At 72.0% G+C, this 17,721-nt stretch carries 18 protein-coding genes; 8 read left to right on the top strand and 10 right to left on the bottom strand.

The window, feature by feature from the left end; genetic code table 11:
* The 4 genes from QSK21_RS03060 to QSK21_RS03045 all read right to left on the bottom strand — a co-directional run bounded on the left by QSK21_RS03060 (position 1) and on the right by QSK21_RS03045 (position 4,862).
* The gene (locus tag QSK21_RS03060) at positions 1 to 627 is read right to left on the bottom strand and encodes a TetR family transcriptional regulator (protein WP_285693572.1); all 627 of its coding nucleotides are present in this window, start codon (positions 625 to 627) and stop codon (positions 1 to 3) included.
* A gap of 292 nt (positions 628 to 919) precedes the next feature.
* Positions 920 to 2,149: an acyl-CoA dehydrogenase family protein gene (locus tag QSK21_RS03055; RefSeq protein WP_285693570.1), complete on the bottom strand. Its 1,230-nt coding sequence runs from the start codon at positions 2,147 to 2,149 to the stop codon at positions 920 to 922.
* Between the two features lie 148 nt (positions 2,150 to 2,297).
* Positions 2,298 to 3,272, bottom strand: coding sequence for a glucosyl-3-phosphoglycerate synthase (locus QSK21_RS03050; RefSeq protein ID WP_285693568.1), 975 nt, complete (start codon positions 3,270 to 3,272; stop codon positions 2,298 to 2,300).
* 153 nt (positions 3,273 to 3,425) lie between these two features.
* The gene (locus QSK21_RS03045; protein ID WP_285693565.1) at positions 3,426 to 4,862 is read right to left on the bottom strand and encodes a helix-turn-helix domain-containing protein; all 1,437 of its coding nucleotides are present in this window, start codon (positions 4,860 to 4,862) and stop codon (positions 3,426 to 3,428) included.
* 150 nt (positions 4,863 to 5,012) lie between these two features.
* Here QSK21_RS03045 and aceA point away from each other — a divergent pair, with 150 nt between their 5' ends.
* The 3 genes from aceA to QSK21_RS03030 all read left to right on the top strand — a co-directional run bounded on the left by aceA (position 5,013) and on the right by QSK21_RS03030 (position 8,797).
* The gene (aceA, locus tag QSK21_RS03040; protein ID WP_285693563.1) at positions 5,013 to 6,296 is read left to right on the top strand and encodes an isocitrate lyase; all 1,284 of its coding nucleotides are present in this window, start codon (positions 5,013 to 5,015) and stop codon (positions 6,294 to 6,296) included.
* 363 nt (positions 6,297 to 6,659) lie between these two features.
* Positions 6,660 to 8,153: a M1 family metallopeptidase gene (locus tag QSK21_RS03035; protein ID WP_285693561.1), complete on the top strand. Its 1,494-nt coding sequence runs from the start codon at positions 6,660 to 6,662 to the stop codon at positions 8,151 to 8,153.
* 101 nt (positions 8,154 to 8,254) lie between these two features.
* On the top strand, positions 8,255 to 8,797 hold the full coding sequence (locus QSK21_RS03030; protein ID WP_285693559.1) for an ABC-2 family transporter protein: 543 nt from the start codon (positions 8,255 to 8,257) through the stop codon (positions 8,795 to 8,797).
* Here the strand turns inward: QSK21_RS03030 and QSK21_RS03025 are convergent.
* Entirely contained in the window at positions 8,779 to 9,249 is a 471-nt protein-coding gene (locus QSK21_RS03025) for a hypothetical protein (protein ID WP_285693556.1), read from the bottom strand. The two genes, QSK21_RS03030 and QSK21_RS03025, sit on opposite strands and share 19 nt — an antisense overlap.
* 265 nt (positions 9,250 to 9,514) lie before the next feature.
* Between QSK21_RS03025 and QSK21_RS03020 the strand changes: the two genes are divergently transcribed.
* From QSK21_RS03020 to QSK21_RS03010, 3 genes are all read left to right on the top strand, one after another.
* Positions 9,515 to 10,075, top strand: a complete 561-nt coding sequence (locus QSK21_RS03020) for a hypothetical protein (protein ID WP_285693554.1) — start codon at positions 9,515 to 9,517, stop codon at positions 10,073 to 10,075.
* A gap of 13 nt (positions 10,076 to 10,088) precedes the next feature.
* Positions 10,089 to 10,613 carry a hypothetical protein gene (locus tag QSK21_RS03015; protein WP_285693551.1) on the top strand — a complete coding sequence of 175 codons (525 nt, stop codon included), beginning with the start codon at positions 10,089 to 10,091 and terminating at the stop codon, positions 10,611 to 10,613.
* A 68-nt stretch (positions 10,614 to 10,681) separates the two neighbouring features.
* Positions 10,682 to 11,221 (top strand): hypothetical protein, encoded by a 540-nt coding sequence (locus QSK21_RS03010; protein ID WP_285693548.1) that lies wholly within the window; start codon positions 10,682 to 10,684, stop codon positions 11,219 to 11,221.
* A gap of 36 nt (positions 11,222 to 11,257) precedes the next feature.
* On the opposite strand, the gene QSK21_RS03005 is transcribed toward QSK21_RS03010, so the two are convergent.
* The 3 genes from QSK21_RS03005 to QSK21_RS02995 are packed head-to-tail and all read right to left on the bottom strand — an operon-like array spanning position 11,258 to position 13,695.
* The gene (locus QSK21_RS03005; RefSeq protein WP_285693545.1) at positions 11,258 to 11,587 is read right to left on the bottom strand and encodes a DMT family transporter; all 330 of its coding nucleotides are present in this window, start codon (positions 11,585 to 11,587) and stop codon (positions 11,258 to 11,260) included.
* Positions 11,588 to 11,641: 54 nt separating this feature from the next.
* Complete coding sequence (locus tag QSK21_RS03000) at positions 11,642 to 12,514, bottom strand: LLM class flavin-dependent oxidoreductase (protein WP_285693543.1); 873 nt, start codon at positions 12,512 to 12,514, stop codon at positions 11,642 to 11,644.
* Positions 12,511 to 13,695, bottom strand: a complete 1,185-nt coding sequence (locus tag QSK21_RS02995) for an RsbRD N-terminal domain-containing protein (RefSeq protein WP_285693541.1) — start codon at positions 13,693 to 13,695, stop codon at positions 12,511 to 12,513. The genes QSK21_RS03000 and QSK21_RS02995 overlap by 4 nt, the downstream gene beginning before the upstream one ends.
* A gap of 142 nt (positions 13,696 to 13,837) precedes the next feature.
* Here QSK21_RS02995 and QSK21_RS02990 point away from each other — a divergent pair, with 142 nt between their 5' ends.
* Together QSK21_RS02990 and QSK21_RS02985 are read left to right on the top strand one after the other, a co-directional pair.
* Positions 13,838 to 14,650: a class II aldolase/adducin family protein gene (locus QSK21_RS02990; protein WP_285693539.1), complete on the top strand. Its 813-nt coding sequence runs from the start codon at positions 13,838 to 13,840 to the stop codon at positions 14,648 to 14,650.
* Between the two features lie 82 nt (positions 14,651 to 14,732).
* Complete coding sequence (locus QSK21_RS02985) at positions 14,733 to 15,764, top strand: Gfo/Idh/MocA family protein (protein ID WP_285693538.1); 1,032 nt, start codon at positions 14,733 to 14,735, stop codon at positions 15,762 to 15,764.
* On the opposite strand, the gene QSK21_RS02980 is transcribed toward QSK21_RS02985, so the two are convergent.
* Positions 15,758 to 16,567: an endonuclease/exonuclease/phosphatase family protein gene (locus QSK21_RS02980; RefSeq protein ID WP_285693537.1), complete on the bottom strand. Its 810-nt coding sequence runs from the start codon at positions 16,565 to 16,567 to the stop codon at positions 15,758 to 15,760. The genes QSK21_RS02985 and QSK21_RS02980 overlap by 7 nt on opposite strands.
* A complete protein-coding gene (locus QSK21_RS02975) occupies positions 16,564 to 17,577 on the bottom strand; it encodes a VldE C-terminal domain-containing protein (protein ID WP_285693534.1) in 1,014 nt (337 codons plus the stop codon). The genes QSK21_RS02980 and QSK21_RS02975 overlap by 4 nt, the downstream gene beginning before the upstream one ends.
* Between the last annotated feature and the right edge of the window lie 144 nt (positions 17,578 to 17,721).

Genomic DNA, 17,721 nt, shown 5'->3' with positions numbered 1-17,721 from the left:
TCACGCAGGGCCGGCGTCCCGGGGGAACCCGGCGAGGATCAGGTCCGCCAGCGTATCGACCACCACGGACCGGGGCACCTCCCCGGCGTGATCCAGCCACCAGTCCCCGGCCGTCTGTACCATCCCGACGACCGCGTGCCCCCACACGTAGGCGCGGGTGCGGTCGATCGGTCCGCCCGCCCCGTCCCCCTCGGCGATCATCACCTCGGCCAGTTCCCGGCTCACCCCGCGGATCATCGTGCTCATCGCGCTGTGGGTGGCCGCGTCCTCGGCGCTGGCCCGGTGCATCAGGAACCGGTACAGATTCGGATTGGCCGAGATGATCGCCAGGTAGGTGTCGATGGTGGAGCGGGCGCGGGCACGGGCCGAGTCGGACCGGGAGAACTCCGCGCGGATCCCCTCGACCAGGCGGCGCGTGTGCCGTTCGGCCAGCGCCTGGTAGAGACCGCTCTTGTCGCCGAAGTGGCGGTACAGGATCGGCTTGCTGATCCCGGCCTCGGCGGCGATGGACGCCATGGACGCCTCCGGGCCCTCCCGCTGGATCACCCGGTCGGCCGCCTCCAGCAGGGCGCGCCGCCGGTCGGGATCGCGGCGCGACCCCGTGCTCGCCGCCTCCGCCGCCGTCATGAGCAGCACCGTACGCCACCACGCCGTGTCACCCCACGCCGGGCCCACCGGCCGACGTCCCACGCGGTGGTCGAGCGGCACAAGGACACTCGTCGAGCACGGTGGCGCCTTCCAAGGTCAGGTTGGGGGCGGGCGGCCCATGGGCTCATCGACGATCGTGGTGTTCGGGGCGGGCACGTCCATGATCGGCCACCGGGCGTCTCCCGAAAGAGGGACCGCGCGGGTAAAGGTCTCGTCGGCCCGGACCCGTCACCGGGTGGCGGGAGTGCCAAGCGGAGGGCAAACGCACTGGTCAGCGGACGGGGAGGCCGGTGATGCTGCGGCCGATGACCAGGCGCTGGATCTCGCTGGTCCCCTCGAAGATGGTGAAGATCTTGGAGTCGCGGTGCATCCGCTCGACCGGGTACTCGCGGGTGTAGCCGTTGCCGCCGAGGATCTGGATGGCCTCCTCGGTGCAGCGGACGGCGGCCTCGCTGGCCATCAACTTGGCCATGGAGCCCTCGGCGCTGGTGAACTCCTTGCCGTTGCGGGCCATCCAGGCGGCCCGCCACACCATGAGCCTGGCCGCGTCGATCTGGCATTTCATGTCGGCCAGCTTGAACGCGACGGCCTGGAAGTCGCCGATCTTCCGGCCGAACTGCTCGCGCTCGCGGGCGTACTCCAGCGCGTAGTCGTAGGCCGCGCGGGCGACGCCGAGGGCCATCGCGCCGACCGACGGACGGGTGGTCTCGAACGTCTTGAGGGCGGCCTGGGCCTTGGCGCTCTTGCCCTCGCGCACCCGGGCGATGCGCTCGTCGAACCGTTCCTTGCCGCCCACGATCAGCGAGCCGGGCAGCCGTACGTCGTCCAGGATCACCTCGGCGGTGTGCGAGGCGCGGATGCCGTGCTTCCTGAACTTCTGGCCCTGCTTCAGCCCAGGCGTGTTCGGCGGGACGATGAAACTGGCCTGGCCCCGGCTGCCCAGCTCCGGGTGGACCGAGGCGACCACCACGTGGACGTCGGCGATGCCGCCGTTGGTGGCCCAGGTCTTCCGGCCGTTGAGCACCCACTCGTCGCTGGCCTCCTCGTAGACCGCCCGCGTGCGGATGGCCCCCACGTCGCTGCCCGCGTCCGGCTCGGAGGCGCAGAACGCGCCCAGTTTCACGTCATCGGGCGTGCCGAACATCTGCGGCACCCACTCGCCCGTCTGTTCGGGCGTGCCGACCGCCGCGATGGACGCCGCGGCCAGCCCGGTGCCCACGATCGACAGCGCGATGCCCGCGTCCCCCCAGAACAGCTCCTCGAAGGCCACCGGGATGCCGAGGCCGGTGGGCTCCAGCCATTGGGTGGCGAAGAAGTCCAGCGAGTAAAGGCCGATCTTGGAAGCCTCCTGGATCAGTGGCCATGGGGTCTCCTCGCGCTCGTCCCACTCCTGGGCGGCTGGACGGATCACGTCGCGGGCGAACTCGTGCACCCACCCCTGGACCTCACGCAGGTCGTCGCCCAGTTCCAGGGAGAACGGAGCGCCCTCGGTGCTCGTCATCGTTATTGACCCTCTCTCCAATACGGCCGTGTTACCAACGGTAGCACCTTGGCGTGGCGGAGATCGACGTGCCCCCGAGCGGACGCCTCAAAGGTAAGGCCGGATCGTCCCTGGTGACAGGGGCGATCCGGCCTTGACGGCGGGAGTCTCAGGGAACCGGCCGGCGCATCGCGGCGTACGCCGGCACCTCGGCCATGGGCGGGCGTTCGCCCACGCTGACATCGTTGACGTTGATGTCGTAGCCGCCCGGCCCCCTGCGGAACTGGGTGAGCGCCGACGACGGCGTCTCCAGTGGCAGCATCCGGCCGTGCCGCTGGAGCCGTGACCAGGCGGTCAGCATGATCTGCGCCGACATCGCGCCCAGCGCCTCGGTGGACTGGTGCGCGTGCTCACGACGGCCCAGGTCCACCTGGGCGATGGCGTCCAGCCCCGCGTCCTGGAAGACGTCCAGGAGCAGGCCGAGTTCGACGCCGTAGCCGGTGACGAACGGCAGCCGTTCCAGCAGGGCGCGGCGGCCGGCGTACTCGCCGCCCAGGGGCTGCATGACGCCCGAGAGCAGCGGCCAGTGCAGGTTGATCAGTGGCCGGGCGACCAGCTCGGTGACCCGCCCGCCGCCGCCTTCGACCCGGTTCTCGCCGTGCCCCAGCGGACGCTCGTAGGCGCCCTTGACATAGCCGACCGAGGGGTCGGTGAGCAGCGGGCCCAGCAGTCCGGTCACGTAGGACGTGGTGAACGCGCGCAGATCGGCGTCCACGAAGACGATCAGATCGCCGGTCGTGACCGCCAGGGACTTCCAGAGCGCCTCCCCCTTCCCCGACAGGCGTCCCATCTCGGGCAGCACGGCGTCCTGTGCGACCACCTCGGCCCCGGCCGCCGCGGCGGCCTCGGCCGTCCGGTCGGTGGAGCGCGAGTCGACCACCACGAGCTCGTCGACCAGCGGGGCCTGCTCGACCAGAGCGGTGCGGATGGCGGAGACGATGCCCCCGACCGTCTCCTCCTCGTCACGGGCCGGCAGCACGACGCTGATGCGGGTGGCGCCCTTCGCCGCGAGCAGGATGTCGAGCGGCCAGTCCGCCGAGTCACTGGTACGGCGGCGCCACCATGACGCGACCTCAGGCAGCACGCGATCTCCCTTCCGTCGGGACCGTCCGGGGGAACGCCCTTTCGGGCGAGATGTTCCCTTAGCTAGGAAACGCCATGTCAGCGCGATTGATTCACTCTTGGAACGCGCCTATGGCAGCCGACCCGAGAACTTAACGTCCCCACAACACATCGGTCATCCGGCGGCATGCCGATCCAAGAACGCGTAAACGTCGGCCTCGTCCACGCCGGGGAACGCGCCCGGCGGCAGCACCGACAGGACGTGCGAATGGGCCCGCGCCGACGGCCAGGCCATGCCCTCCCAGCGCTCGGCCAGCTCGGCCGGGGGGCGCTGGCAGCAGTCGCCGTCCGGACAACCCGACTTGACCCGGTTGGTGGTCTCTCTCCCGCGGAACCAGCGGGAGTCCTCGTACCGGACGCCCAGGGTGATCGCGAAGTCGCGCTCGTGGCTGGGGTCGATGTGCGACAGGCACCAGTACGTCCCGGTCGGGGTGTCGGTGTACTGGTAGTAGACCGAGAACCGGTCGGCGGTCTGGAACACGTGCCGGCCCGCCCACTCGCGGCACATCCGCTGGCCCTCGATCGCGCCGTCCTCGTCCTGGGGGAAGACCAGCCCGTCGTTGGCGTACGCCTTGTAGATGGTGCCGTTCTCGTCGTTCTTGGTGAAGTGCAACTGGAGGCCCAGGTGGTGGGTCGCCACGTTGGTGAAGCGGTGCGCGGCCATCTCGTAGGAAACGGAGAACACGTCGGCGAGATCCTCCACGGACAGCTCGCGCGCCTCCTTGGCCTCCTGGAGGTAGGGGACGACGGCCCGTTCCGGCATCATCATCGCGGCGCCGAAGTAGTTGGCCTCGACGCGCTGCCGCAGGAAGTCGGCGAAGTCCTTGGGCACGTCGTGGTCGAGGGCGATGTGCCCCAGGGTCTGCAAGAGGATGGTGCGGGGCGTGTGCATGCCGAGCTGCTCACGCTCCAGGTAGATGCGCCGGTTGCGCAGGTCGGTGATGGACCTCACAGAGCGTGGCAGGTCCTGGACGTACTGGAGCCCGAAGCCGAAGTGGTTGACCAGTGTCATCAGCATGCCCTGCGACACCGCGCCGCCACGGTAGCCGACGGCGTCCAGGGTCTGCGCGGCCAGCCGCTCGATCTCGCCGAAGTAGTTGCCGCGCTCGCGCATCTGGCGGCGCAGCTCGGCGTTGGCCTTGCGGGCCTCCTCGGGGCTGGCGGTGGGCTTGGTACGGCTGCGCTTCAGCTCCCCGTACAAGGCCAGGATGTGCTCGATGACCTCGTTGGGCAGCCGCTTGCCGACCTTGAGGTGGGACAGCCCCAGCGATCGGTACAGCGGATCGCGCTGCGCCTCCTCCAGGGCGATCTCCAGTTGCGCGCGGCGGCTGGGGGGCTGGCGGCGCAGCAGCTCCTCGACCGGGACCTCCAGCGCGGCGGCCAGCGACTGCAACAGCGTCAGCTTGGGCTCGCGCCGCCCGTTCTCCAGCAGGGACAGCTGGGACGGCGCCCGGCCGACGCGCTCCCCGAGCTCCGACAGCGTCATGCCGCGCGCCTTGCGCAGATGCCGGAGACGCTGCCCGAAGGTGACCAGGTCGACATCGCTCGTCAAGTTGAGGGGTTCTTCTGGTCGCAAGGTCGCCACAGGTTGAGAATAGCGGAAAAAACGCAGAACTTCTGTTACTCATCGGTTCGGCGGCGCGGTGTCCCCAGGGCATAGTTCTGGGCAAGCACCCAGGGGACGACAGAGAAGGGCAAGATCATGACTGAGAGTCGCCTCAAGGGCGCGGCCGACGAGCTGCGGCGCCAATGGGAGACCGACCCGCGCTGGAAGGGCATCGAGCGCACCTACACCGCCGAGGACGTCGTCCGCCTGCGCGGCACCGTCCAGGAGGAGCACACGCTCGCCCGCCTCGGCGCCGAGCGCCTGTGGCGGCTGCTGCACGAGGAGGACTACGTCCACGCCCTCGGCGCGCTGACCGGCATGCAGGCCGTCCAGCAGGTCAAGGCCGGGCTCAAGGCCATCTACCTGTCCGGCTGGCAGGTCGCCGCGGACGCCAACCTGGCCGGGCAGACCTACCCCGACCAGAGCATCTACCCGGCCAACTCGGTGCCGTCCGTCGTCCGCCGGATCAACAACGCGCTGCTGCGCGCCGACCAGGTGCAGTGGGCCGAGGGCGAGGGCGACACCCACTTCCTCGCCCCGATCGTGGCCGACGCCGAGGCCGGCTTCGGCGGCGTCCTCAACGCCTTCGAGCTGATGAAGAGCATGATCGCCGCCGGTGCCGCGGGCGTGCACTGGGAGGACCAGCTGGCCTCCGAGAAGAAGTGCGGCCACCTGGGCGGCAAGGTGCTCATCCCGACCTCGCAGCATGTCAAGACCCTCAACACCGCGCGGCTGGCCGCCGACATCGAGGGCGTCCCGACCCTGGTGGTCGCGCGGACCGACGCCGAGGCCGCCACCCTCATCACCACGGACGTGGACGAGCGCGACCACCCGTTCCTCACCGGCGAGCGCACCGCCGAGGGTTTCTACCGGGTCCGCAACGGCATCGAGCCGTGCATCGCGCGCGCCAAGGCGTACGCGCCCTACTCCGACCTCATCTGGATGGAGACCGGCACGCCCGACCTGGAGGTGGCGCGCAAGTTCGCCGAGGCGGTCAAGGCCGAGTACCCCGACCAGATGCTCGCCTACAACTGCTCGCCGTCGTTCAACTGGCGCAAGCACCTGGACGACGCGACCATCGCCAAGTTCCAGCGCGAACTGGGCCACATGGGCTACAAGTTCCAGTTCATCACGCTGGCCGGCTTCCACGCTCTCAACTACGGCATGTTCGATCTGGCGCACGGCTACGCCCGCGAGGGCATGACCGCCTACGTCGACCTGCAGGAGCGTGAGTTCGCCGCGGTGAAGCGCGGCTTCTCCGCGGTCAAGCACCAGCGCGAGGCCGGCACCGGCTACTTCGACCAGGTGAGCACGGCCATCGCGCCGGACTCCTCGACCACGGCGCTCAAGGGCTCCACCGAGGAGGCCCAGTTCCACTGACGCCATGAGGCGGGGCGCGCCGCCGCCCCGTCCCCCGCCCCCGCCGTCCAGGCGTCTCCCCTCTGGGCGTTCCCTCGTCCCGCCGGGCTCACGGGACCCGTCACACCGGGCTTGCAGAACCCGTTCTCGGGCTCACAGGGAAGATGCCGGCCCAGCCCCGGCCGGCATGCGAAGGCCCCTCCTCCGTCCCTACACCCGGAGGAGGGGCCTTCCGGCGGTTCGGTGCCGCACACCCTGATTCCGCCGACTTATTCCGAATCGGCCACCAATTGGCCACTAACGGCAGCGCCATCGACAGGATCCCCCGACGGGTTCACGATCTTGGGGTCATCCGATCGCCCACGACGCGAGAAGAGGATCCTCATGGCGATGCGTCACCCCCCGCGCACGTTACCGGTCGCGCTGGCCGCCGCAGGGGTCACCACGCTCCTGCTCGCCGGTCCCGCCACCGCCGCCGCTCCCGCGGGCAAGCACCGGTTCACCCCCGGCGCGCCCGGCGTCGGCGACCCCTACTTCCCTCTTGAGGGCAACGGCGGGTACGACGCCCGGCACTACTCGCTGAAACTCGCCTACGACCCCGAGTTCGACCAGCTCGACGGCGTCGTGACGATGACGGCACGGGCCACCCAGAACCTGTCGAGCTTCAACCTCGACCTGTCCGGGATGGACGTGGAACGCGTCACCGTCGACGGCGCCAAGGCGTCCTTCACCCGGCGCGGCCAGGAGCTCACCATCACCCCGCGCAAGGGCCTGCGCAAGGGACGCACGTTCAAGGCGGCCGTCACCTACGGCGGCGTCCCGCAGACGATCGTCGGGTCGCCGATCGTGTTCGGGTCACCGTACGGGTTCCTGCACACGCCGGACGGCGCGTTCGTCGGCGCCGAGCCCAACGGGCCCTCCACCTGGTTCCCGGTGAACGACCACCCCAGCGACAAGGCCACCTACGACTACGCCGTCACCGTGCCCGAGGGCCTGGGCGTGGTCACGAACGGGGTGCTGGTCTCGACGAGGAAGGAGCGGGCCGCGTTCAGCAGGCGCGCCTCGGCCACCGGGGCGACCACGTACAAGTGGCGCGAGGACAGGCCGATGGCCTCGTACCTGACCACGCTGGACATCGGCAAGTGGGAGGTCAGGACGGGCCGCACCCCGCTCGGCACCCCCAACTACACCGCCGTCGACCCGGTCCTGCTCGCCGGCCAGCCCGACGCGGTGGACTTCTTCTTCGAGACCACCAACGAGGCCACCGACCTGTGGACGAGGCTCTGGGGCCGGTACCCGTTCAGCACCGTCGGGGCCATCGCCGACGACGCCCGCTTCAACGGGCAGCCGCTCGGCTTCTCGCTGGAGACCCAGGGCAAGCCGGTGTACTCGGCCGTGCGCGACACCACCACGATCGCGCACGAGCTCGCCCACCAGTGGTTCGGCGACAGCGTCTCCCCGGCACGGTGGAAGGACATCTGGCTGAACGAGAGCTTCGCCACCTGGAACCACCTGTACTGGAACGAGCTGCACGGCGGGACGGCGGTGCGCGACGCGGTCCGCGCGACCTACAACGCGCGGCCGTTCCCCGACCCGGCGAACCGGCCGTGGTGGTCGGTGGTGATCGCCGATCCGAAGCGGGACACGATGTTCAACAACCGCGTGTACGACGGCGGCGCGATGGTGCTGCAGTTCCTGCGCGAGCGGATCGGCGACCGGAAGTTCTTCTCGCTGCTGCGCACGTGGGTGGCCGAGCACCGGTACGGCAACGCCACCACCGAGCAGTTCACGGCACTGGCCGAGCGGGTCTCCGGGCAGGACCTGGACGCCTTCTTCCAGACCTGGATCTACTCCCCCGGCAAGCCCCCGCTGCCCTGACCGCCTGAACCCCGAGCCTCCGGGCCCGCCGCGCGGGGCCCGGAGGCCCGCGGCGGTCACCCCATGGATTCGCTGCGCGAACCTCCGTATGCTCTCCGCAAGTGGGGGTGCTTCCGTGGGTCGCGTGGTACGCGTTCCGTCGGCATACCGCCTATCCGCTCAGCGCCTTCGCCGAGGCCCTGACCAACACCGTCTTCGGCTTCCTGCGCGCCTACCTGCTCATCGCGCTGTGGAACGAGCGTCCCGGGCTGGGCGGGTACGACGTCGCGGACGCGGTCACGTTCTGCTTCCTCACCCAGGCGCTGATCGGCCCCGTGCAGATCTTCGGCGGGATGGAGCTGACCGAGCGGATCCGCAGTGGGGACGTGGCGATCGACCTGCACCGCCCGGTGGACCTGCAAGCGTGGTGGCTGGCCGACGACCTGGCCCGCGGCATCGCGGCTGCGCCTGCCCCGCGCGTCCAACGCCGCCGCGGTGGTGGCCGAGCTGGCGGGACGGTACGGCGTGCGCCACATCGACCTGCGGGAGACCGACATCGAGGAGGTCGTGGCCCGGCTCTACCGGGGCGAGGACGCCTACGACCTCGACGGGCGGCCCGCCGCCCCCTGACCGTCGCGCCGGGAGGTCAGCGCGCGGCGGAGTAGAACACCTCGGCGTCCTCGTCGTCGCCCTCGCGGTCCGAGCTCCAGCGGCGCGGCGCCCAGGTCGGCATGAGCAGGGCGAACCCGAGCATCGCGTAGATGCCCGAGCCCATCAGCGTGCGGATCCCGAGGTCCAGGTCCCCGGCGGGAGGGACCTTCCCCGGCAGGTCGAGCACCGCGCCGGGGTCGACCAGGAAGTAGGCCGACAGGCCCAGCAGCACCAGCGAGGGGATCAGGGAGACCAGCGGCGAGGCCCAGCGCGCCACGATGATCACGCCGGTGACCAGCCCGACCGCGGCCAGCAGCGCGAAGGCCCCGTACATCCGGGTGCTGTCGGTGATCTCCTGCCGGGCCCCGTCGAAGGACTGCAACGCCTGGACATAGCCCCACGCCGCGCCGTACGCCAGCGCGGGGGTCAGCAGGACGCCGAGCACGAATCCGAACGCATGGCGCACCGCGCATCACTTCCCATCCGAGGGCCCGCGCCCCTGCCGCGCGAGCGACCGTGTGGACCCCCCATCACAGCACGCGATCACCGTAGAGCGCATCACATCCGACCGTCTACCGACATGGCGCGATCTTCGCTGATCCGCCCGGTTCCGTTGTCGCAGCACGGAGGCCCGTTTCCCCCCGCGCGGGCCGGGCAGCGCGGCCTTACCGCTGTTTTGAGGGCGATTGTCCGGGCATCGGCGGGTCATCGCTGGAACACAGGGAGGACCGATGTCCACCATTCTCATGATCGTGGTCGCCGTGGCGTTCCTCGCCCTGGTGGCCGCGTTCGGGTACGCGTCCTGGAACCGTGCCCGCACTCGGCGGCTCAGACGACGGTTCGGGCCCGAGTACGACCGCGCCGTGGAGCGCCACGGCGGCCGCGCGGCCGCCGAACGGGAGCTGATGTCCCGCCACAGGCGGCACCGTGAGCTGGAGCTGCGCGAGCTCGACCCGGCACAGCGCGAGCGCTACCGGGAGCAGTGGCTGACCGTCCAGGAGCGGTTCGTCGACCAGCCCGGCGCGGCCGTCGAGCAGGCGGACCGGCTGGTGCTGGTGGTGATGGGCGAGCGCGGCTACCCCACGCGCGACTTCGACGACCGGATCGAGCACCTGTCGGTCGAGCACGCCGGCGTCCTGGACCACTACCGGCGCGGTCACGACATCGGCGTCCGCGCGGGACGCCGGGAGGCCACCACCGAGGAGCTGCGCCAGGCGATGGTGCACTACCACGCGCTGTTCGACGACCTGCTCGGAGCCCTGCCGGGCGACCGGGCCGCCCAGAGCTCATAGGGAGCCCGGTCCCATGCACGGCACACCCCCCGACCCCCGAACCCCCGCCGGATCCCCGGACATCCGGGTCGCCGGCCCTCCGAAGACCCCGCCCGCCCCGAAGCAGGACACGCCCGGTCCGCCGCGCACCGCGGAGCCGCCCCGTCCGGGCGATGAGCCCCGTACCCACCAAGGCCGCGAACGCGGCGGCGCGCCCGCCCGGCCCGCCGCCCGGCCGATGCCCGCGCAGGCGGCGGCGCCGGGCGAGCACGGGCGCAAGCGCCCGCGCCTGCTGGACGAGGCGGAGGCCGGCGGATTCCGCGACCGGTGGCACGTCGTGCAGGCCGCGTTCGTGGACGACCCGGCGGACTCGGCACGCCGCGCCGAAGAGCTGGCGGCCGAGGTCGTGAACGCCCTCGGCCGGGCCATCGCCGACCGCAAGCGCGTCGTCGACGAGTCGGCGCGGGACGGCGCGGGAGGCGAGCCGCCCGACACCGAGCGGCTGCGGCAGTCCCTGCGCGCCTACCGCGACCTGGTGGACCGCCTGCTCGCCATCTGAGGCCCGCCACCGGGCTCCGGCCACCCGGAGGGGTGGACGCGGCGGCCGCACGGGGTGACGATCCTGCTATGGCGCGCCTGATCCTGCTCGGGGCCGGAGCGGCGCGGTCGCCCCGGTTCGCCCCGGCGGGCCTGCTCGTCGAGTACGGCCGCACGCGGGTCGGGATCGACGGCGGCGCGGGCTCCGAGCCGCCCGGGACCGCGGACGCCTGGCTCGTCCGCGACGACGCGCCCCACCCGGACCTGCTGCGGATCGCCCGGGAGACCGGCATGTGCGAGCCCGCCGCGGCGCCGTTCCGGCACGGGCCGCTGCGCGTCGACCCCGTCCCGGTGGGCGGGGGACTCTACGGCTACCGGATCGCCGCCGGTCGCCACACGGCGATCTGGGCGCCGGAGCACACGGCGTTCCCGCGCTGGGCGGAGGGGGCCGACCTGGTGTTCTCCGGCCCCGGCGCCGGCATCGCCGAGACGGCCGGCGCCGCGCGGCGGCTCAAGGTGCGCCGGTTGGTGTTCGTGCTGCTGGACGAGACGGTGTCCGGGATGCTGGACGCCGGCAGGGATCCGCCGTTCGGCGAATGGGGCGAGGAAGGCGGGCGGTATCGCATGTGAACCCGGCGCGCCCACGCCGTCCCGTGCGGGCGCTGCTCAGCCGTGGCTGACGCCGCCGCCCAGGTTCATCACCACCACCCCGACCACGACGATCCCCGCGCCCGCGATCGTCAGCGGGCGGACCGGCTCGTCGAACAGCATCACCCCGCCCACGAACGCCCCGACCGTGCCCAGCGCCGACCAGATCGCGTACACGGGACCCACGTTCAGCGCCGTCAGCGCCTTGGCCAGCAGCGCGAACGACACCAGGTAGCCGATGACCACCACCACGGTCGGACCGGCCTTGGACAGCCCCTCCGAGCCGCGCAGCGACAGCGTCGCCGCGACCTCCGACACGATCGCCAGGGCCAGCAGGACATAGGGCATGCGGCGGTCTCCTTCGACGGTCGCGCCCGGCACGGGACCGGGATCGCGCGTGGCTCACCCCGCGGGGGCGATGGACTCGAACACCTTCATATCGCCGTCCAGGTGCAGGTCGCCGTCGAATTCGGTGCGTTCGCGCGGCCAGTGCACCACGATCTCGTCGAAGCCGAGCTCGCCGTAGCGGGCGGACAGGTCCGCGAACGACCGCGGCGACTCCAGCCACGGCTCGCCGGTGAACCCCGTCAGCAGGATCCGGCGCAGCGTGGCGGGGTCGCGCCCCTCCTCCTCGCACACCGCGCCCAGCGTCTCGACCCGGGCGCGGAGCGCGCTCCACGGGTCCTCGGCCGCGGCGCGCTCGCCCGTGCTGACCCAGCCCGCGCCGTGCCGGGCCGCCAGGCGCATGCCCCTCGGCCCGTTCCCCGCGATCACGAACGGGACGCGCGGGCGCTGCACGCAGCCGCCGCCGCGCACCTCTCGTGCCGAGTAGTACGTCCCCTCGTAGGTGACCTCGGGCTCGGTCAGGAGCCGGTCGAGCAGCCCCACCCACTCGGCGAAGCGGTCGGCGCGCTCGCGGGGCGTCCAGTCCGGGCCGCCCAGAACGCCGCCGTCCGAGGTGCGGTGGGCGCCGCCCGCGCCGATGCCCAGCGAGAGCCTGCCCCCGCTGATGTGGTCGATGGTCTTGGCCGCGTGCGCCGTCGGCACCGGATGCCGGAAGTTCGGGGAGGTGACCATCGTCCCCAGGCCGATCCGCGACGTCACCGCCGCCGCGGCCGCCAGCGTGGCGTAAGCGTCGTACCAGGGCGTGTTGCCCCGCCACGCGATGTGGTCGTACAGCCATGCGGAGTGGAAACCCAGCTCCTCGGCGTGCCGCCACACCGCTCCGGTCTCGGGCCAGGACCGCGTCGGCCACAGTAAGACGCTGATCTTCATGTCCTCATCCCATCACCGCGGGGACGCCGGATCCAGTCGCGCAGCGCCCACCACCGGTGCGCGGCGAGCACCACGGCCGACCCCTCCCCTCCGGTCGGCCCCGTGCCGGTCAGCGCAGTGCCGGTCAGCGCAGTGCCGGTGAGTGCGGTGCCGGTGAGTTCCTGGAAGCGGCGCACCCGGTACTTCACGGTGTTGCCGTGGACGTGCAGCGCCGCGGCCGTGGCCTCGACGCGTCCACCATGGTCGAGGAACGCCAGGGCGGTCTCGGCCAGTTCACGGTGGAACGGGTCGTCGGGGTCCAGCCCGTCCAGGAACCGCGCGGACAGCAGCCGTCCCAGCTCCGGCTCGTCCTCGGTGACGGCGGGCAGCGCCAGGTCGGTGAGCCGCCGAAGCCCCGTCAGGCCGGACGCGGCACCCGCGCGCAGCGCCCTGCGGCACAGCCGGTACAGCGGCGGGATCTCGGCGGGCCGGGCGGGGGGCGAGGCCACCAGCAGCGGCACGTCCCCCAGCGCGGGCAGGCGCGCGACCAAACCGGCCAGCCTGCCGTCCACCAGGCCGCACAGCGCCTGGCCCGCCGCGGCCAGCGCGCCCTCCAGCCGACTCGCCACGGCCGGGTCGCTGACGTCGGAGACCACGCAGTGGTACGTCCCGTCCGGGTCCAGCGAGGGCGGCGCCGCCGCCGGTTCGCCGTGGAGCAGCTGCCGCAGCGTCTCGACATGGCTCTCGCGGGCGGTGCGGGCCATCTCCAGCTCGGCGACGCGGTGCGCGTGCACCATCCGGTGCACCAGCGCCGTGGTGATCGCGTCGATCCGGGTGACGCCGTCCAGCAGCGTGTCCGCGGACACGCCCAGGCGGCGGCCCTCCTCGATCAGCCGTCCCACCAGATGCGCGCGGCCCGCCTGGAAGCCGTCCAGGAACGCGGCGACCGGCACCCCCTGCCGGGCCCGGTCCGACCCCAGCCGCTCGGCCGCGGCCAGCACCTCCTCGCCCGGTTCCCCGCCGTCGCGCAGCGCCGCCAGCGCGCCGCGCAGCAGGGCGCGGGTGTGCCGCCGGGTCTCCTCCTCCGGCAGCGCCGCGACCAGCTCCGACCTGCTGCGGGACGCCCTCACCGTGGACTCCAGCAGATCCGGGTCCGCGGCCTGCTCGAACAGCAGCCGCAGGAAGACGTCGACCTCCGCCATGCGCCCCTCCGGGCCTCCGTTGTCCCCGCCGGACAACGCCCGCCGCGCCTCTTGACCCCCGCCAGCCTAGACGAACCCCCGCAACCTGGGGTTCGGTGGTACCGAACACTGTTCGCCCCGTCCCTGCCGAAGGAGCCGCCCCATGTCCGACGACACCGACCCCGCCGGCGAGGAGAAGTTCCTGGACGCGCTCGCCACGGACCTGATCTTCAGGCTGCCGCCGACCTTCGAGACCGTGGAGGAGGAGCGCAGGCACCGCAAGGAGCGGCTCGCCGCGGCGCTGCGCCTCTTCGGCAAGTTCGGCTTCGAGGAGGGCGTGGCCGGGCACATCACCGCGCGCGACCCCGAGCACACCGACCACTTCTGGGTGAACCCGTTCGGGATGTCCTTCAAGCACATCAAGGTCAGCGACCTCATCCTCGTCAACCACGAGGGCAAGGTCGTGCAGGGCCGCTACCCGGTGAACGAGGCCGCCTTCGCCATCCACTCCCAGGTCCACCAGGCGCGGCCCGACGTGGTGGCGGCCGCGCACAGCCACTCCACCTACGGCCGCGCCATCTCCGCCCTCGGCCAGAAACTGGAGCCCATCACCCAGGACGTGTGCGCGTTCTACCAGGACCACGGCCTGTTCGACGACTACACCGGCGTCGTCACCGACCTGGAGGAGGGCAAGCGCATCGCCGCCGCGCTGGGTGACAACAAGGCCGTCATCCTCCGCAACCACGGCCTCCTCACCGTCGGCGACACGGTGGACGCCGCCGCCTGGTGGTTCATCACCATGGAACGCTCGTGCCAGGTGCAACTGCTGGCCAAGGCGGCCGGCGAGGTCGTGCCGATCGAGCACGACAACGCCGTCCTCACCCACCAGCAGATCGGCAACGACCTGGTCGGCTGGATCAACTACCAGCCCCTCTACGACCAGATCACCCGCGAACAGCCCGACCTCTTCGAGTGACCGCGGGAGGCCGCCGACCGGCCGGTCCGATCCGACGCGCCGCCGTTCGGGTTCACGCTCCGGCGTAGGGAATGATCAGGGCATGGCGGCACGGGTGGCGCTTGTCGGGTTCGGCACCGGGGGCGCGGTCTTTCACGCGCCCCTGATCGCCTCCATTCCGGGCCTGCGCCTTGAGGCGGTGGTCACCGGGAACCCCGAGCGGGCGGAGGCGGCCCGGAGGCGGTACCCCGGGACGCGGGTGCTCGACAGCGCCGACAGGCTCTGGGAGACCCCCGAGGACTACGACCTGGTGGTGATCACCGCGCCCAACCGGCATCACGTTCCGCTGGCGCGCACGGCGCTGACCTCGGGGCTGCCGGTCGTCCTGGACAAGCCGGTCGCGGCGTCCGCCGACGAGGCCCGGTCGCTGGCCGCGCTCGCCGCCGTGCGCGGGCTGCCGGTGATCCCGTTCCACAACCGGCGCTGGGACGGCGACTTCCGCACGGTGCGGCGTCTCGTCGAGGGCGGCGGGCTCGGGACGGTGCTGCGGTTCGAGTCGCGGTTCGAGCGCTGGCGGCCCGAGGTGCGGCCCGGGTGGAAGGAGAGCACGGACCCCCTCGACGCGGGCGGCATCCTGTTCGACCTCGGCACCCACCTGATCGACCAGGCCATCACGCTGTTCGGCCGCCCGCACCGGGTGTACGCGGAGATCGACACGCGGCGTCCCGGGGCGGCCGTGCCGGACGATGTGTTCCTCGCCCTCACCCACGACGGGGGCGTCCGCTCCCATCTGTGGATGAGCGCGACCGCCGCGCAGTTCGGGCCGCGTTTCCGGGTCCTCGGTTCCAGCGCCGCGTACACCGTGTCCGGGATGGACGTGCAGGAGCAGGCGCTGCGGGAGGGGCGGACGCCCATGGACGCCGGGTGGGGGCGGTTCCCGTCCGAGGCGTACGGGCGCGTGGGCACGCCCTCCGCCGGCCGTCTCGAACCCACCGAGCCCGGCGCGTACCAGGAGTTCTACGCGGGCGTCGCCCGCATGCTGCGCGGCGAGACGCCTCCCCCGGTGGACCTCGCCGACGCCATCGCCGGGCTGGAGGTCATCGAGGCCGCGACCCGCGGCGCTGCCGTTCAGTAGCGGAGGTCGGCGAGCACCCCGTAATGGTCGGAGGGGACGACGCCGCCGACCGGTTCGGTGCCGAGCAGTTCGCAGCGCACGGGATGGCCCGCGCCGCCCGGCCTCGGCCAGGCGGAGAAGACGTAGTCGATCCTGCGGTCGGGCCACAGGACCGGACGGGTCCAGGGGTTCTCCCCCGACCAGGTGGCCCCGGGCGTCCCGTCCCCGGCCACCTCCCAGGCGTCGTAGAACACCACGCCCGGCGCGGTGACCGCCGCGCGCCCGGTGAGCATGCGGATCTCATCGCTGTCCGGGTCGGCGTTGAAGTCGCCGCCCACCACGACCGGCGCGTCCCTGTCCGCCTTCTCGCGTACAAAGGCGCCCAGGTCGCGCACCTGCTCCTGCCGCCGGTGGCTGTGACCGAGCTTCCACCCGAGCACGGCGCCGACCGCCTGCACCGGCCCGCGCGGGCCCATCGCCCGGGCGAACAGCGCCAGTCCCTGGTCTCCGGCCTGGCGTCCCGGGGTGCCGAGGTCCCTGTGCTCGATCCCGGTCAGCGGCCAGCGCGACAGGATCGCGATGCCGGACTCGGGCGACCCGGCGAACGCGTGGTGCGGCAGGCCCAGCGCGCCGCCCAGCGACTCCGAGGCGTCCCCCCACGCCTCCACGAGCACCGCGAGATCGGGGACGGCCGCGGTGAGCACCTCGACGATGCCGCGTTCACGCTCCCGCCACGGCCCGTGCCGCGCCCACACGTTCCAGGACGCGAAGCGCAGGGTCGTCTCGATCAGCGGCCCGTAGGGTTCCTCGATGTCATAGGTCACAGCACGGACACGTGGACGTGGTCGAAGTGGTTCTGGGTGATGGAGCCACGGTCCTCCATGGCCCGCCAGCCGCCGCTGGTGCGCGTGTCCCAGATGCGCTGCTTCCAGATGACGTACTTGATCCCGAACCGGGACGCGTTGTCGATCACGTACTGGGCGACGGCGTCGCCGTGCGCCTGCGCGGACGCGCTGGGCATCTTGCCGCCGGTGCTCTCCATGAAGTCGCACGCCTGGCCGGAGCCGTGGTCCTGCGGGTCGTTCGGACGCATGCATCCGATGGCGGGGAACGGGCCGAACCTGCCGTCGACGGCCTGCAGCACGGTGCGCATCCTGGCCGTCATCGAGTTCCCGATGATGGTCGACTTGGTGCCGCTGACCCCGTCCGGGCGCCCGGCGGAGCCGCCCCCGGCCGAGGGGACCTCGGGACGCAGCTTGGCCAGTTGCTTGCGCACCCGGTCCCGCTGGCTCTCCAGGTCCTCGACCTCCTTGCGCACCTGGTCGACCTTGGCGCGGGCGTCCTTCTGCGCCTTCGCGGCCTGCGCGGCCAGCTTCTCCAGGTTCTGGATGCGGCGCCCGTTGTTGCGGGACAGGTGTTCCAGGTACGCCGCGTCCCGTACCGCCGCGCCCGGATCGTCCGCCGAGATCATCATGGTGGTGTCGATCCGGCCGGTCATGTACGTGGAGGCGGCGATCCGGCCGGCGTCGGCGCGGACCGCCTCGAACTCGCGGTTGAGCCGCTCGGCGTCGGCGCCGGCGCGCTTGGCGGCGTTCTTGGCCTCCTCGAAGGTGATCAGCTCGCCGCGGTACTCCTTGGCCAGCTTCGCCGCGCGCTTCTCCAGCTGCGCCAGCTGCTTGGCGGGGTCGGGCGCCGCCCGCACGCCGGCCGCGCCGCCCGATGTCGGCGACAGCAGCACCGAGCAGGCCGCCAGGAAGGCGACCGCCACACCGCGCCGGACCATCCGCGCACGCAGCGGGCTTCGTTTCGTGCCATCAGGGTCCAGGGCCGCCACTGCTCTCTCCTCAGAATCATCTAGAAGATTGGCGGCACGCTATCACAGGGGTCAATTAGGTCTCAGTTCCTCGCCCCAACACATAGAGTTACAGAGGAACTACCAGACGGCGATCCTATCGCAGCGAAGGGGCCGGATCGCCCC

The sequence above is a fragment of the Actinomadura sp. NBRC 104412 genome, from assembly GCF_030269515.1.
In the GTDB taxonomy this organism is placed as follows: domain Bacteria; phylum Actinomycetota; class Actinomycetes; order Streptosporangiales; family Streptosporangiaceae; genus Spirillospora.
The sequence above is the reverse complement of the archived record's forward strand: the minus strand, read 5'-3'. Positions and strand labels throughout refer to the sequence as shown.